This is a genomic window from Curtobacterium sp. MCSS17_016 (assembly GCF_003234255.2).
Lineage (GTDB): Bacteria > Actinomycetota > Actinomycetes > Actinomycetales > Microbacteriaceae > Curtobacterium > Curtobacterium flaccumfaciens.
In genome coordinates, this window is the sequence record NZ_CP126254.1 from 2,122,125 (window position 1) to 2,138,013 (window position 15,889).

A 15,889-nucleotide genomic window follows, 5' to 3' on the forward strand; every position below is an offset into this window, starting at 1 on the left:
GTTCGCGCCACCAGCGCGCACCGCACGCGGCGTGTCTTGACCACTCGGCGACCGAGCCGCCCCTGCCCCGGACGCACCAAGGCCCCCACACCATCGGTGCAGGGGCCTTCGGCAGCGTGTGTGCGCTAGCTCTTCTTCGCCGCGGTGCCGCGACGTTCTCGGAGCTGCTGGAGCGCGTCCTCGAGGAGCTGCGCTGCCTCTTCCTCGGTGCGGCGTTCCTTCACGTACGCGAGGTGCGTCTTGTAGGGCTCCGTCTTGGAGACCACGGGAGGGTTCTCCTTGTCGCGCCCAGCCGGCAGACCACTCGACGGCGAGTCCACCGTCTCCGGGATCTCTTCATCGGGCAAGTTCGCGGCGAAGTACCGCACGACCTCGTTGCCGAGGGCGTCCCAGTACGAGATCGCCACGCGCTCTGCCTGGACCCCGCGGTCCTGTTCGCCCATCGGTCCCGCGCCGACGCGAGACCCTCGGATTGCACTGCCTCCGCTTGCCATGGATCAGACCCCCGCCGTGAACTTGTTGATGAGACCGAGCACGATGATGGAGACGATCCAGACCAGACCGAGGATCACCGTGATGCGGTTGAGGTTGCGCTCGGCCACGCCGGACGCACCGAGGTTGCTCGTGACCCCACCGCCGAACATGTCGGAGAGGCCACCACCGCGGCCCTTGTGCAGCAGGATGAGGAGCGTGAGCAGGAGGCTCGTGATTGCGAGCAGGACCTGCAGCACGACGGAGAGTATCGCCACGACGTACCTTTCGTGTCAGTCAGCCGTACCAGTGTACCGGCCGCGCGGAGCACGGCCGGTACCTGGACGGGAGTGGTGCGGACGACTGCCCGCGACGACGCCTGCGGACTACAGCCCGACGTGCTGACGGAACCGGGCGATGGCCGCGAACTCCTGCACGTCGAGCGAAGCGCCACCGACGAGCGCGCCGTCGATGTCGGGCTCGCGGAGGAACCCCGCGATGTTGCCCGACTTGACCGAGCCGCCGTAGAGCACTCGGGTGTCTGCAGCAGCCTGGTCACCCCAGGCTGCGGCGATGCCACGACGGATCGCCGCGCACTCGTCCTGCGCCTGCTCGGCCGTGGCGGCCTGGCCGGAGCCGATGGCCCAGACGGGCTCGTACGCCACGACGATGTCGGCGGGCTTGACCGCGTCGAGCACGACGCGGAGCTGCTCGACCGGCACCACACCGGCGCCGCGCTCCTCGCGCTGCTCGCCGGTCTCGCCGACGCACACCACGGGGACGAGGCCGTGCTTGACGGCCGCCGCGGTCTTCGCCGCGACGACCTCGTCGGTCTCACCGTGCAGCGTGCGCCGCTCGGAGTGGCCGACGATGACGTACTGGGCGTCGAGCGCTGCGAGGAACGCACCGGAGACGTCACCGGTGTAGGCACCGGAGTCGAACTGCGACAGGTCCTGCGCACCGAAGTGGATCGGCAGTTTGTCAGCCGAGATCAGCGTCTGCACGCTCCGCAGGTCGGTGAACGGCGGGAACACCGCGACCTCGACGTCGTCGAAGTCGTGCCGGGCGTCCTTGAGCGTCCATGCGAGCTTCTGCACGGTCGCGATGGCCTGGAGGTGGTCCAGGTTCATCTTCCAGTTGCCGGCGATCAGTGGCGTGCGGGTCATGCGGTCCACCCCAGTGCTTCGAGACCGGGCAGCGACTTGCCCTCGAGGAACTCGAGGCTCGCACCGCCACCGGTCGAGATGTGGCCGAACTGGTCGTCTGAGAAGCCGAGCGACCGCACGGCGGCAGCGGAATCGCCACCACCGACGACGCCGAGGCCGTCGACCTCGGTCAGCGCCTGCGCGACGGTCTTCGTGCCGGCGGCGAAGGCCGGGAACTCGAACACACCCATCGGGCCGTTCCAGAACACGGTCTTCGAACCCGAGACGGCCGAGGCGAACCGCGCAGCGGTCTCCGGGCCGATGTCGAGGCCGATGCCGTCCGTACCGAACGACGAGGACTCGATGGCGTCGGCCGCCACGGTCTCGTGGTCGGCGTCGGCCGCGAAGCCGGAGGCCACCACGACGTCGGTCGGCAGGTCGATGGTGACACCGAGCTCCTTCGCCCGCGAGAGGTACTCGCGGACGACGTCGAGCTGGTCCGCCTCGAGCAGCGACTTCGCGACCCCGTGGCCCTGGGCCGCGAGGAACGTGAAGAGCATGCCGCCACCGATGCAGAGGGTGTCGACCTTCGGCAGGATGTGGTCGATGACACCGAGCTTGTCGCTGACCTTCGACCCGCCGAGCACGACCGTGTACGGCCGCTCCGGGTCCTTGGTCAGGCGCTCGAGCACGCGCAGCTCGGTCTCGATCAGCGAACCGGCCGCACTGGGCAGTGCGGACGCGAGCTCGTAGACCGAGGCCTGCTTGCGGTGCACGACACCGAAGCCGTCGGAGACGAAGGCGTCACCGAGGGCGGCGATGCGGTCCGCGAAGGCACCGCGCTCGGCGGCGTCCTTCGAGGTCTCCTCCGGGTTGAAGCGGAGGTTCTCGAGCAGCAGGACGTCGCCGTCCTCGAGGGCCTCGGCCGCGGCGGTCGCTTCGTCACCGACGGTCTCGCCGACGAACGTGACCTCTTTGCCGAGCATCTCGGAGAGCCGCTGGGCCACCGGTGCGAGCGAGAACTCGGGCTTGGGCTCCCCGTCGGGGCGGCCCAGGTGCGAGATCACGATGACGCGTGCGCCGGCGTTGACGAGGGTGTTCAGCGTGGTGAGCGACGCGCGGACGCGGCCGTCGTCCGTGATGGTGCCGTCCTTGAGCGGGACGTTCAGGTCACAACGGACGACGACGCGCTTGCCGGCGAGGTCGCCGAGGTCCTCGAGGGTGCGGAGGGCCATGTGTTACAGACGCTCGCCGACGTACTCGGTGAGGTCGACGAGGCGGTTCGAGTAGCCCCACTCGTTGTCGTACCACGAGGTGATCTTCACGAGGCCGCCGATGACCTTGGTCAGGCCGGAGTCGTAGATCGAGGAGTGCGGGTCCGTGGTGATGTCGGTCGACACCAGCGGGTCCTCGCTGTAGAGCAGGATGCCCTTGAGGGGACCTTCTGCGGCCTCCTTGTAGGCGGCGTTGATCTCGTCGACGGTGACCTCGGACTTGGTCTCGAGGGTGAGGTCGGTGATCGAGCCGGTGGGGACCGGGACGCGCAGCGCGAAGCCGTCGAGCTTGCCGGCGAGCTCCGGCATGACCTGGCCGATGGCCTTGGCGGCACCGGTCGAGGTCGGGACGATGTTCAGCGCGGCGGCGCGGGCACGACGGGGGTCCTTGTGCGGGCCGTCCTGCAGGTTCTGGTCGGCGGTGTAGGCGTGCACCGTCGTCATGAGGCCACGCTCGATGCCGAACTTGTCGTGGAACACCTTGGCGAGCGGCGCGAGACTGTTCGTGGTGCAGGACGCGTTCGAGATGATGTGGTGGTTCGCCGCGTCGTACTGGTCCTCGTTCACGCCGAGCACGATGGTGACGTCGTCACCCGAGGCCGGGGCGGAGATGATGACCTTCTTGGCGCCGGCGTCGATGTGCTTCTGCGCATCGGCGGCCTTGGTGAAGAACCCGGTCGACTCGATGACGATGTCGACACCCAGCTCGCCCCAGGGGAGGTTGGCGGGGTCGCGCTCGGCGAGGACCTTGATGGCCTTGCCGTCGACGACGATGTTGTCGCCGTCGAGCTCGACGGAGACGCCGAGACGGCCCGTGATGGAGTCGAACTTCAGCAGGTTGGCGAGCGACGCGTTGTCGGTGAGGTCGTTCACCGCCACGATCTCGAGGTCGGAGCCCTTCGCGAGGGCGGCCCGGAAGAAGTTACGGCCGATGCGGCCGAAGCCGTTGATACCGATCTTGACGGTCAATGGATCTCCTGGTGAGTGTGGAGCGCCCAGGGGGCGCTGCTTTCGGGAGTCGCGCACCCTGGCGGGCCCGCGTGTGGTGGACGATACGCCCCGTAACGTCGCCGTAACGACCCTAGCAGTCGGACACTGCGTGCCCGAGCGGGATGACGGTCCGTCCGGACGGTCGCCGACCAGGCCGGGAACGGGTCCGAGAACGGGCCGGGAAACGGACGGGAGGCACGGTGCCAGCTGGCACCGCGCCTCCCGTCCGCAGGGTCGACAGACCGCTCTCAGGCCCCTTCGAGCTCCTCGGGAACGCTCGCTTCGGTGCCCGGGATGCCGAGGTCGGAGGCCCGCTTGTCGGCCATAGCCAGCAGGCGCCGGATGCGGCCGGCGATGGCGTCCTTGGTCATGGGCGGGTCCGCGTGCTGGCCGAGCTCGTCGAGCGACGCGTCGCGGTGCTGCAGGCGCAGCGTGCCGGCGTACTGCAGGTGGTCGGGGACCTCGTCGCCGAGGATCTCGAGCGCACGCTCGACCCGGGCGCAGGCGGCCACGGCGGCCTGCGCGGAACGGCGGAGGTTCGCGTCGTCGAAGTTGACCAGGCGGTTCGCGGTCGCGCGGACCTCGCGACGCTGGCGCATCTCCTCCCAGTCGGCGGTGGTGCGCGCCGCGCCCATGACGGTCAGCATCTGACCGATGGCCTCGCCGTCGCGGATGACGACGCGGTGCACCCCGCGGACCTCGCGGCCCTTCGCGGCGACCCCGAGACGCGACGCGGCACCGACGAGGGCCATCGCGGCCTCGTTGCCGGGGCAGGTGACCTCGAGCGCTGCGGCCCGACCCGGGTCGGTCAGGGTGCCGGAGGCGAGGAAGGCGCCGCGCCAGATGGCGGCGAGGTCCTCACGGTTGCCCGTGGTGAGACGGTTCGGCAGGCCGCGGACCGGACGACGACGGGCGTCCATCAGGCCGGTCTGGCGGGCGAGGGTCTCCCCCGCCTCGAGCACGCGGACCAGGTAGCGGGTCCCGCGGCGGGCGGACGCGGACGAGCCCACCGACGCCTCGCTGCGCACGCCGTAGAGCTCGGCGAGGTCCTTGCGGACCCGGTGCACGATGATCCGGGTGTCGAGCTCGACCTCGACCGCGATGCGGCCCGAGATGACGTGCAGACCACCAGCGAACCGGAGGATCGTGGCCAGTTCGGCGGCGCGGACCGTGTTGCGGTTCACGGCGACCCTGGCCAGTTCGTCCTTGACCTCGGCAGTCAACGGCACAGCATCATTCCTAACGTTCGTTCAGTGGTTCCCGCAGATCCGGCGGCACGGGCGTGGGAGCGGCCGGAGGGACGGTCACTCCCGGCCGAGATCTCGGTTCTTCACACGCACGGCGACGCCAGGCATCCCGCGGAGGAGGTTCGCCAACTCGGCGACGATGGCGACCGAGCGGTGCTTCCCGCCGGTACAGCCGATGGCGATCGTAGCGTGTCTTTTGTTCTCGCGCTGGTACCCCTCGAACACCGGCTCGAGGACGGAGGCGTAGCGATCGACGAACGGACGGGCTCCGGCCTGCGCCAGCACGTAGTCCGAGACCGGCTGGTCCAGCCCGGTGTGGGGCCGCAGTTCCGGCACCCAGTAGGGGTTCGGGAGGAACCGCACGTCGGCCACCATGTCGGCGTCGGCGGGCAGACCGTACTTGAACCCGAAGCTCATCAGCGTGACCTGTACACCCACGAAGTGCTCGTCAGCGAAGTGCTCGATCACGGTGTTCGCGAGCTGGTGGATGTTGAGGTCGGAGGTGTCGATCACCACGTCGGACGCCTCGCGCAGGCCGGCGAGACGCGCCCGTTCGCGGGCGATGCCGTCGAGGAGGGTGTCCTCGCCCTGGAGCGGGTGGGGTCGGCGGACCTGCTCGAAGCGCCGGACCAGCACGGCGTCGGTGGCTTCGAGGAACAGCACACGGACCCGCGCGGAGGTGCTCGAGCGGACCTGCTCGACCGCGTGCTCGGGGTCGGTGAAGAACCGCCCGCCGCGGACGTCGACCACCGTGGCGATCTTCGGGATCTTCTCCCCCGCGCGGTCGGCCAGTTCGGTCAGCGGGGCCAGCATCTGCGTGGGCAGGTTGTCGACGACGTACCAGCCCAGGTCTTCGAGGGCCTTGCCGACGGTGGACCGCCCGGCCCCGGACATGCCGGTGACGATGAGGATGTCGTGCTGCGACGCGTGGGTGGTCGCGGTGGCGCTGTCGGTCATCTGGGAGTGGGCTCCGTCGTGGCGGCCCGGGCGCGTCGCCCGGGGAGGTCTCGGCTGCCGGACCAGGCTACCGCCCGGTGGCGGCCGGGAGGCGCGGGGTTCGTCACGACGGTCGCTGCGGACCGTCGTCGGTCACCTCGGGGACCCGCACCGGGCCTCCGGGGTGAGTGGCGGTCTGCCGGGTGGCGGTCTGCTGGGTGGCGGTCTGCTGGGTGGCTGCGTTCTCGGTCACGGTGTCCGCGATCGCGTCGGCGTCCGGTTCGGGGGCGCTGGACGCGCTCGTCGCCGGCGCGCTCGTCGGCGTCTGGGCCAGCTTCGAGACCACCGCAGCAGCGGTCGCCGGGCCGATCCCGTTCACCTCGCCGATGTCCTCGGCCGTGGCTTCACGCAGCCGGGCGACCGAGCCGAAGTGCTTCAGCAGGGCGTTGACGCGACTCGGGCCGAGACCGGGGATCTCGGACAGCCGCGACCGGACGTCGCGCTTCCGCTTGCTGCGCTGGTGGGTGATCGCGAACCGGTGCGCCTCGTCGCGGATGCGCTGGATGAGGAAGAGCGCCTCGGAGTTGCGGGGCAGGATGACCGGGAAGTCGTCGTCGGGGAGCCAGAGCTCCTCGAGCCGCTTGGCGATGCCGACCAGGGCGATGTCGTGCACGCCGGCTTCGTCCATCGCGCGCTTCGCGGCCTGCACCTGGGGCTGGCCGCCGTCGACGATGAGCAGCTGCGGTCGGTACGCGAACCGCTTCGTCGGCTTCGACCCCTCGACGACCTCGTCGGTCGTGACGTCCGGGACGTCCGGCAGCTCAGCGTCCTCGTCCAGCCGCGCCAGGCGCCGCGAGAGCACCTGGTACATGCTGTCGGTGTCGTCGGTGGTCTCGGCGATCGAGTACCGGCGGTACTGGTCCTTGCGCGGCAGGCCGTCCTCGAACACCACCATCGACGCGACGACGTTCGTGCCCTGCAGGTGCGAGATGTCGTAGCACTCCATGCGGAGCGGCGCCTCGGTCATGCCGAGGGCGTCCTGGATGTCGGCCAGTGCCGCGGCCCGGGTGGTGTAGTCGGCCGAACGCTTGGTCTTGTAGAGCATGAGCGCCTGCCCGGCGTTCTGCGCGGCCGTCCGTGCGAGACCGGCGCGATCGCCGCGCTGTGCCGTGCTGAGCTTCGTGCCGCGCCCGTTCCGGCGCTTGCTGAGCCACTCCTGGAGCGCGTCGGCGTCCTCCGGCAGTTCGGGGACGACGACCTCGCGCGGGGGCTCGTCGGTGACGTAGACGCCCTGCACGATCTGCTCGACGAGGTCGCCCGTGGCGATGTCGAGCTCCTTGTCGACCACCCAGCCGCGGACACCGCGGATGCGGCCACCACGGACGGAGAACAGCTGCACTGCCGCGGCGAGCTCGTCCTCCGCGATGCCGAACAGGTCGAGGTCGACCGAGTCGCGGAGCACCACGGCGGACTTCTCGAGCACGGCTTCGAGCGCCTCGACCTGGTCGCGGTACTTCGCGGCCTGCTCGTACTGCATCGCGTCGGCGGAGGCCCCCATGCGCTGCCGGAGTTCGGTGATGACCCGACGGTCGTAGGAGTTCATGAAGCGCACGAACTCCTCGACGAGCGCGCGGTGCTCCTCGATCGTGACCTTCTGCGAGCACGGGCCACCGCACTTGCCGATCTGCCCCGGGAAGCACGGACGGCCCGTCTGCATCGCCTTCTTGTACGACGAGTCCGAACACGTGCGGATCGGGAAGACCTTGATCATCAGGTCGATGGTGTCGTGCACCGCCCAGATCTTCGGGTACGGACCGAAGTACTTCGCGCCCTTGATCTTGCGGTTGCGTGTCACCATCACCCGCGGCGCTTCGTCACCCAGGGTGACCGCCATGTACGGGTACGACTTGTCGTCGCGGAACTTGACGTTGAACGGCGGGTCGAACTCCTTGATCCAGGTGTACTCCAGCTGGAGCGCCTCGATCTCGGAGCCGACCGTCGTCCACTCGACGCTGCGTGCCGTGAGGACCATGCGCCGCGTGCGCTCGTGCAGCGTCGGCAGCGGCGCGAAGTAGTTGCTCAGCCGGGCGCGGAGGTTCTTCGCCTTGCCGACGTAGAGCACCCGACCGGCTTCGTCACGCCATCGGTAGACGCCCGGGTCGGTCGGGATCTCTCCGGCCTTCGGACGCCACGGGACGGTGTCCGCCACCTACCGAGCACCCGCCTTCTGCTTGCTCGTCTGCTTGGTCGCGCCCTGCGGCTTGCCGCCCTGCTGCTTCTGGGTTGCCTGGCGTGCGCCGACGGCCTGCTGCTTGCCGACTCGGGCGTCCTGCGCGTCGAAGATCTCGCGCAGGAAGACACCGGTGTGGCTCTCCGGCACGGTCGCCACGTGCTCCGGGGTGCCCGTCGCCAGGACCGTGCCACCACCGGAACCGCCCTCGGGTCCCATGTCGATCAGCCAGTCGGCGGACTTGATGACGTCGAGGTTGTGCTCGATCGTGATGACGGTGTTGCCCTTGTCGACGAGGCTCTGCAGCACGAGGAGCAGCTTGCGGACGTCCTCGAAGTGCAGACCGGTCGTCGGCTCGTCGAGCACGTAGACCGTGCGGCCGTTCGAGCGACGCTGCAGCTCGGTGGCGAGCTTGACGCGCTGCGCCTCGCCGCCGGAGAGCGTGGTCGCGCTCTGGCCGAGACGCACGTAGCCGAGGCCCACGTCGACCAGGGTCGCCATGTAGCGGTGGATCGCCGAGATCGGCTCGAAGAACTCGGCCGCCTCGCTGATCGGCATGTCGAGGACCTCGGAGATGTTCTTGCCCTTGTAGTGCACCTGGAGCGTCTCGCGGTTGTAGCGCGCACCACCGCACACCTCGCACGCGACGTAGACGTCGGGCAGGAAGTTCATCTCGATCTTGATCGTGCCGTCGCCCGCGCAGTTCTCGCAGCGGCCGCCCTTGACGTTGAAGCTGAAGCGGCCGGGCTGGTAGCCGCGGGTCTTGGCCTCTTGCGTCTCGGCGAACAGCTGGCGGATGCGGTCGAACACGCCCGTGTAGGTCGCCGGGTTCGAGCGCGGCGTGCGGCCGATCGGCGCCTGGTCGACGTGCACGACCTTGTCCAGCTGGTCGAGGCCCTTCACCCGGGTGTGCTTGCCCGCGATGTGCCGTGCGCCGTTGAGCTGGTTGGCGAGCACCTTGTAGAGGATGTCGTTCACCAGCGTCGACTTGCCGGACCCGCTGACGCCCGTCACCGCGGTGAACACACCGAGCGGGAAGTCCGCGTCGATCGACTTGAGGTTGTTCGCCCGGGCGCCCTGCACGGTGATGGCGCGCTTCAGGTTGACCTTGCGACGCTCGGCCGGCACCTCGATCGCGCGTCGGCCGGCGAGGTAGTCACCCGTGATCGACTCGCGGTTCTCGATGATGCCCTCGTACGAACCGGAGTGCACGACGTTGCCGCCGTTCACACCGGCACCGGGGCCGATGTCGACGACCCAGTCGGCCGTGCGGATCGTGTCCTCGTCGTGCTCGACGACGATGAGGGTGTTGCCGAGGTCCTTGAGCTTGACCAGGGTGTCGATGAGTCGACGGTTGTCCCGCTGGTGCAGGCCGATGCTCGGCTCGTCGAGCACGTAGAGCACGCCCGTCAGCCCGGAGCCGATCTGCGTCGCCAGGCGGATGCGCTGGGCCTCGCCGCCGGAGAGACCGCCGGCACCACGTGCCAGCGTGAGGTAGTTCAGGCCGACCTCGAGCAGGAACTCGAGGCGTGCGCGGATCTCGCGGAGGACCGCGGCGGCGATGTGCGCTTCACGGTCGGTCAGCGTCAGCTCGTCCATGAACGAGTACGCGTTGTCGAGCGACATGTCGGTGACGTCCGCGATGCTGCGGTCGTTGACCGTCACCGCGAGCACCTCGGGCTTGAGGCGGGTTCCCTCGCACACCGGGCACGGGACCTCGCGCAGGTACCCCTGGAAGCGCTGCCGCTGCGAGTCCGACTCGGCCTCGGCGAACTTGCGCTCGATGTAGGGCATGACGCCTTCGAATCCGCTCGTGTACCGCATCTCGCGGCCGAAGCGGTTGCGCCAGGAGACCGACACCTGGAAGTCCTTGCCGGTCAGGATCGATGCCTGCACCGCGGGGTCGAGCTGGTTCCACGGGGTGTCGAGCGAGAAGCCGAGCTCCTTGCCGAGGCCGCCGAGCAGCTTCTCGAAGTAGGAGTACAGCCCGCTGGTGCCGGTCCAGGGCAGCAGGACGCCGTCACGCAACGAGGCCTCGGGGTCGCCGAGCACCAGGTCGGGGTCGACCGACATGCGCGTGCCGAGGCCGGAGCACTCGGGGCAGGCACCGAACGGCGCGTTGAACGAGAACGTGCGCGGCTCGATCTCGGTGAGCGCGAGCGGGTGGTTGTTCGGGCAGGACAGGTTCTCGGAGTAGGTCCGGACCGCTCCGGGCCCCTCGTGGTCCACCAGGTCGATGCCGACGGTGCCGTCGGTCAGGCGCAGGGCGGTCTCGAGCGAGTCGGTGAGACGCCCGAGGATGTCGTCGCTCGCCACCAGGCGGTCGACGATGACCGAGATGTCGTGCTTGACCTGCTTCTTCAGCTTGGGCGGGTCGCTGAGCTGGATGCGCTCCCCGTCGACGATCGCGCGGGCGTAGCCGGACGCCGCGAGCTCCTGGAAGAGGTCGACGAACTCGCCCTTCTTCTTGGAGATGACGGGTGCGAGGACCTGGAAGCGGGTGCCGGTCTCGAACTGCATGAGCTGGTCGGCGATCTGCTGCACGGTCTGCTTGCTGATCACCTCGCCACACGTCGGGCAGTGCGGGACCCCGATGCGCGCCCAGAGCAGACGCATGTAGTCGTAGACCTCGGTGATCGTGCCGACCGTCGACCGCGGGTTGCGGTTGGTCGACTTCTGGTCGATCGACACCGCCGGCGAGAGCCCCTCGATGAAGTCGACGTCGGGGCGGTCGACCTGGCCGAGGAACTGGCGCGCGTAGGCGGACAGCGACTCGACGTACCGGCGCTGCCCCTCGGCGAAGATCGTGTCGAACGCCAGCGAGGACTTGCCCGACCCGGACAGGCCGGTGAACACGACGAGCGAGTCGCGCGGGATCTCGAGGTCGACGTCACGGAGGTTGTGCACGCGCGCGCCGCGCACGCTGAGCGTGGAGGTGCTGTGCGGAGCGGTCCCGCCGGGGAGGTGGAGGTCAGCGGGCTCGCCGAAGGCGTTCCGGCCCGACGTCGAGGTACCGGGGTCAGAGGTGATGGTCATCGTCGTCGATTCTACGAAGCGGCACCGACATTCGGCCGGGATGGAGGGTCAGACGAGTGCGTCGAGAGCGAACGCGACACCGGATGCACGCTCGCTCGCCGCCCAGAGCTGCGCTGCGACGGTGCGGTCGTGCGCCCGAGGTTCGGCCGCGACCACCGTGGCCGGGCCCCGGAGCTGCATCCAGCCTGCCGGGCCCCAGTACTCCCCCGAGCGCACGTCAGCACCGACTGCCGCGTGCACGAGCGGCTGGGCGCCGACGTCCTTGCCCTGGGCGACGAGGCGCTGCGCCGGGCGGATCCACTCGGGTTCGGGTCGTGCCGGGCTGACGTCCGGGCGTGCCGGCGACAGCCGGTCGAGCGACAGGCCGGGGTGCGCGACGACGCTCGACACGGACGACCCGGAGTCGGCCAGTCGTTCGGCGAGCTCGAAGCCGAACAGCATCACCGCGAGCTTGCTCCTGGCGTACTGGCGGTGGCTCGAGTACCGACCGACGCCGAGCGGATCGGTCGCGTCGAGCTGGGCGAACCGGTGGGCGATCGACCCGAGGTGCACGATCCGGCCGGCTCGTCGTTCGAGCAGGGGCAGGACCAGGGCGGTCCACGCGAAGTGTCCGAGGTGGTTCGTGCCGATCTGCAGTTCGGTGCCCTGCGCCGTGCTCCCCCGCGTGGACGCCCCGACGACCCCGGCGTTGTTCAGGACCGCGTCGACGCCGTCGGGTTCCAGCGCGGCGAGTTCGTCGGCTGCCGCGTTGACGGAGTCGAGGTCGGCGAGGTCGAGGTGGACGTGGGAGAGCGACGCTCCGTCGACGTGCCGCCGGATGCTGCGCTCGGCGGCCTCCGCCCGGCCGCGGTCGCGCGTGGCCAGCACCACGCGGTGTCCGGCTGCGGCGAGCTGCTCGGCGGCATGGTAGCCGAGGCCGGCACTCGCACCGGTGACGACGACCGTGCGGGCACCGTCAGATGACATGCCCGGCCGACTCCATCTGGCGCAGGGCCTTCTTCAGGTCCTGCACCTCGTCGCGCAGTCGCGCCGCGAGCTCGAACTTGAGCTCGGCCGCAGCCTGCAGCATCTGGTCGTTCAGGTCGGCGATGGTGGCACCGAGCTGGGTCGCGCCCTCGCCGGCGATGCCACCGCGCTTGAGGTTCGGCGTGGGCGACCGACGACCGTCGGTGCCGGGGCGACCTTGCAGGAGCGCCTTCGTGTCGTCGTTCTCGCGCTGCAGGACCTCGGTGATGTCCGCGATCTTCTTGCGCAACGGCTGCGGGTCGATTCCGTGCTCGAGGTTGTACGCGACCTGCTTCTCACGGCGCCGGTCGGTCTCCTCGATGGCCTGCTTCATCGAGTCGGTCATCTTGTCGGCGTACATGAGCACCTGGCCCGACACGTTGCGGGCGGCTCGACCGATCGTCTGGATGAGCGACGTCGACGACCGCAGGAAGCCTTCCTTGTCGGCGTCGAGGATCGCGACGAGCGAGACCTCGGGCAGGTCGAGGCCCTCGCGGAGCAGGTTGATGCCGATGAGCACGTCGTACACGCCCTGACGCAGCTCGGTCAGCAGCTCGACGCGCTTGAGCGTGTCCACGTCGGAGTGCAGGTACCGGACCCGGACGCCGGCGTTGCCGAGGAAGTCGGTGAGCTCTTCCGCCATGCGCTTCGTGAGCGTCGTGACCAGGACGCGCTCGTTCTTCTCGGCGCGCTGCTTGATCTCCTCGAGCAGGTCGTCGATCTGGCCGTCGCTCGGCTTGACCACGATCTCGGGGTCGATCAGACCCGTGGGGCGGATGATCTGCTCGACCACGCTGTCCGTGATGCCGAGCTCGTACTTGCCGGGCGTCGCCGACAGGAAGACCTTCTGGCCGACGCGGTCGAGGAACTCCTCCCACTTGAGCGGGCGGTTGTCCATCGCGCTCGGCAGACGGAAGCCGTGCTCGACGAGTGTCCGCTTGCGCGAGGCGTCGCCTTCGTACATCGCGCCGATCTGCGGCACGGTGACGTGCGACTCGTCGATGACCAGGAGGAAGTCGTCGGGGAAGTAGTCGATGAGACAGTGCGGCGCCTCGCCCGGGCCACGACCGTCCATGTGGCGCGAGTAGTTCTCGATGCCGGAGCAGAACCCGATCTGCTCCATCATCTCGATGTCGAACGTGGTGCGCATGCGGAGTCGCTGGGCCTCGAGCAGCTTGCCCTGACCCTCGAGCTCGGCGAGCCGTTCCGCGAGTTCTTCCTTGATGGAGGCGATCGCGCGGTGCATCACGTCGGTGTCGGCGACGTAGTGCGAAGCCGGGAAGATCGACACGGCGGGCAGGTCGTCGATGACGTTCCCGGTGAGTGGGTGCAGCGACGAGAGCGCCTCGACCTCGTCGCCGAACATCTCGATGCGGATCGCGTGCTCTTCGTACATCGGGATGATCTCGATCGTGTCGCCGCGCACCCGGAACGTGCCCCGGGCGAAGTCGACGTCGTTGCGCTGGTACTGCATGGCGACGAACTTGCGGACGAGCTGGTCGCGGGAGATCGTCTGACCCACGTGGAGTGCGACCGACGCGTTCATGTACTGCTCGGGCGTTCCCAGGCCGTAGATGCAGGAGACCGTCGACACCACGACGCTGTCGCGGCGGCTGAGCAGCGAGTTCGTCGTCGAGTGCCGGAGCCGTTCGACCTCGGCGTTGACCGAGGAGTCCTTCTCGATGAAGGTGTCGGTCTGCGGGACGTACGCCTCGGGCTGGTAGTAGTCGTAGTACGAGACGAAGTACTCGACCGCGTTGTTCGGCATCAGGCTGCGGAACTCGTTGGCGAGCTGGGCCGCGAGCGTCTTGTTGTGCGCGAGCACGAGCGTCGGCCGCTGCACCTGCTCGATGAGCCACGCGGTCGTCGCCGACTTGCCGGTACCGGTCGCACCCAGCAGCACGACGTCGGTCTCACCGGCGTTGATCCGCCCGGCGAGTTCCGCGATGGCCGCGGGCTGGTCGCCACTCGGCGAGTACTCGCTGATGACCTCGAACGGACGCACCGCTCGGGTCGGTTCGATCGCAACACCCATGGGGACAACGGTAGTCGGCACCCCTGACACCGAGGGCCCCTGCTCGCCCTCGGCGTACTGTCCGCTGCAAGCAGGCTCCAAGTCGACTGATGGTCATCGGGCATACCGTCCGATCCGTTCAGTCACCCGACTCCTTCCCACTCCCCCGAAGAGGCCTCATGACCACGGCGACCCCGGCCGCACCGATCAAGGGCACCCCGTTCCGCGGACGCATCCGCGGGCGTGTGCTCGTCCTGCTCTGCTGCATGTACGCGATCTCGTACATCGACCGGACGAACATCTCGACCGCGCTGCCGCACATCACCGAGGAGTTCGGGTTCAACGAGGCGACCGCCGGCCTCATCGTCTCCGCGTTCTCGTTGCCGTACGCCCTGCTGCAGGTGTTCGGCGGCACGATCAGCGAGAAGTTCGGCCCGCGCAGGGCGCTCTTCGTCATCACGGTGATCTGGGGCGTCGCGACGCTCTGGACCGGGTTCGCGGTCGGCTTCTGGACCCTCTTCGCCGCACGTGCCCTGCTCGGGCTGAGCGAGGCCGCCGCGTTCCCGACCGCCACCCAGGCGATGAGCCGGTGGATCCCCCGCGACCGGAACGGCTTCGCCCAGGGCGTGGTCCACTCGGCCGCCCGGCTCGGCAACGCCCTGGCGCCGCTCATCGTCGCCTGGGTGATCGGCGCGACGGGCAGCTGGCGCTGGGCGTTCTTCGCCACCGCGGTGCTGTCCCTGGCGTGGGCCGTCGTCTGGTTCGTCTGGTTCCGCGACAAGCCCGAGTCCGCGAAGGGCATCACGCAGGTTGAACTCGCCGAGCTCCCGCCGGTCGAGACCCGTGCGACCCGTCCCCCGGTGCCGTGGCGGCAGATGGCGAAGCAGATCCTGCCGGTCACCTTCGTCGACTTCGGGTACGGCTGGACCCTCTGGGTGTTCCTCACGTGGCTCCCGACGTTCCTCAGCTCCACCTACGGCCTGGAGATCGGCGACTTCGCCCTGTTCACCACCCTGATCCTGCTGGCCGGTGTCGTCGGGGACACGGTCGGCGGGATGCTCAGTGACCGCATCATCCACCGCGGCGGGAACACCCGGAACGCCCGCCGGACCATCCTGGTGATCGGGCTCGGCGGCTCGCTCCTCTGCCTCATCCCGCTCGTGATCGGGCAGGGTCTGCTCGTCGCGACGATCTCGCTGGCCCTGTCGTTCTTCTTCCTCGAACTCTGCAACGCCAACCTCTGGGCGATCCCGATGGACGTCGCGCCGCAGTGGTCCGGCACGGCCTCGGGCTTCATGAACACCGGGTTCGGCATCGCCGGTGTGGTCTCACCCATCGTGTTCGGTCTGCTCATCGACGCCTCGGGCTGGCAGGTGCCCTTCGCGCTCTCCTGCGTCCTGCTCGGAGCCGCGGCCGTCGTCGCCTGGTTCATGAAGCCGCAGCGGCTGACCTCCACCGACGGCGTGCTCGAGATCGGCACCCCGAAGGCCGAGCAGCGCCCGGCCTGACAGCCGACATCCGGAACGTGCGCCGGCCCTGGT

12 protein-coding genes are annotated in these 15,889 nt (G+C 69.2%); 1 reads left to right on the forward strand and 11 read right to left on the reverse strand.

The features are described from left to right. Window positions 1-125 precede the first annotated feature (125 nt). The 11 genes from DEJ19_RS10090 to uvrB all read right to left on the reverse strand — a co-directional run bounded on the left by DEJ19_RS10090 (window position 126) and on the right by uvrB (window position 14,357). Window positions 126-494, reverse strand: coding sequence for an RNA polymerase-binding protein RbpA (locus DEJ19_RS10090; RefSeq protein WP_110862753.1), 369 nt, complete (start codon window positions 492-494; stop codon window positions 126-128). 3 nt (window positions 495-497) lie between these two features. Continuing rightward, window positions 498-749 (reverse strand): preprotein translocase subunit SecG, encoded by a 252-nt coding sequence (secG, locus tag DEJ19_RS10095; protein ID WP_017887256.1) that lies wholly within the window; start codon window positions 747-749, stop codon window positions 498-500. Between the two features lie 108 nt (window positions 750-857). After that, window positions 858-1,637: a triose-phosphate isomerase gene (tpiA, locus tag DEJ19_RS10100; RefSeq protein WP_031259782.1), complete on the reverse strand. Its 780-nt coding sequence runs from the start codon at window positions 1,635-1,637 to the stop codon at window positions 858-860. Next, window positions 1,634-2,851, reverse strand: coding sequence for a phosphoglycerate kinase (locus DEJ19_RS10105; protein ID WP_111232969.1), 1,218 nt, complete (start codon window positions 2,849-2,851; stop codon window positions 1,634-1,636). The genes tpiA and DEJ19_RS10105 overlap by 4 nt, the downstream gene beginning before the upstream one ends. A 3-nt stretch (window positions 2,852-2,854) precedes the next feature. After that, window positions 2,855-3,859, reverse strand: a complete 1,005-nt coding sequence (gap, locus tag DEJ19_RS10110) for a type I glyceraldehyde-3-phosphate dehydrogenase (protein ID WP_017887253.1) — start codon at window positions 3,857-3,859, stop codon at window positions 2,855-2,857. 269 nt (window positions 3,860-4,128) lie between these two features. After that, window positions 4,129-5,109 (reverse strand): DNA-binding protein WhiA, encoded by a 981-nt coding sequence (gene whiA / locus DEJ19_RS10115; protein ID WP_027465690.1) that lies wholly within the window; start codon window positions 5,107-5,109, stop codon window positions 4,129-4,131. A 75-nt stretch (window positions 5,110-5,184) separates the two neighbouring features. Next, window positions 5,185-6,084 (reverse strand): RNase adapter RapZ, encoded by a 900-nt coding sequence (rapZ, locus tag DEJ19_RS10120; protein ID WP_027465691.1) that lies wholly within the window; start codon window positions 6,082-6,084, stop codon window positions 5,185-5,187. A 103-nt stretch (window positions 6,085-6,187) separates the two neighbouring features. Then, window positions 6,188-8,272 (reverse strand): excinuclease ABC subunit UvrC, encoded by a 2,085-nt coding sequence (uvrC, locus tag DEJ19_RS10125; protein ID WP_111094274.1) that lies wholly within the window; start codon window positions 8,270-8,272, stop codon window positions 6,188-6,190. Then, window positions 8,273-11,329 (reverse strand): excinuclease ABC subunit UvrA, encoded by a 3,057-nt coding sequence (gene uvrA / locus DEJ19_RS10130; RefSeq protein ID WP_258377376.1) that lies wholly within the window; start codon window positions 11,327-11,329, stop codon window positions 8,273-8,275. A 48-nt stretch (window positions 11,330-11,377) separates the two neighbouring features. Beyond that, window positions 11,378-12,295 (reverse strand): SDR family NAD(P)-dependent oxidoreductase, encoded by a 918-nt coding sequence (locus tag DEJ19_RS10135; protein ID WP_111232970.1) that lies wholly within the window; start codon window positions 12,293-12,295, stop codon window positions 11,378-11,380. Then, complete coding sequence (gene uvrB, locus DEJ19_RS10140; protein WP_111233012.1) at window positions 12,285-14,357, reverse strand: excinuclease ABC subunit UvrB; 2,073 nt, start codon at window positions 14,355-14,357, stop codon at window positions 12,285-12,287. Before uvrB ends, DEJ19_RS10135 begins: the two co-directional genes overlap by 11 nt. A 170-nt stretch (window positions 14,358-14,527) precedes the next feature. Here uvrB and DEJ19_RS10145 point away from each other — a divergent pair, with 170 nt between their 5' ends. Beyond that, on the forward strand, window positions 14,528-15,856 hold the full coding sequence (locus DEJ19_RS10145; protein ID WP_071244739.1) for an MFS transporter: 1,329 nt from the start codon (window positions 14,528-14,530) through the stop codon (window positions 15,854-15,856). Window positions 15,857-15,889: the final 33 nt, after the last annotated feature.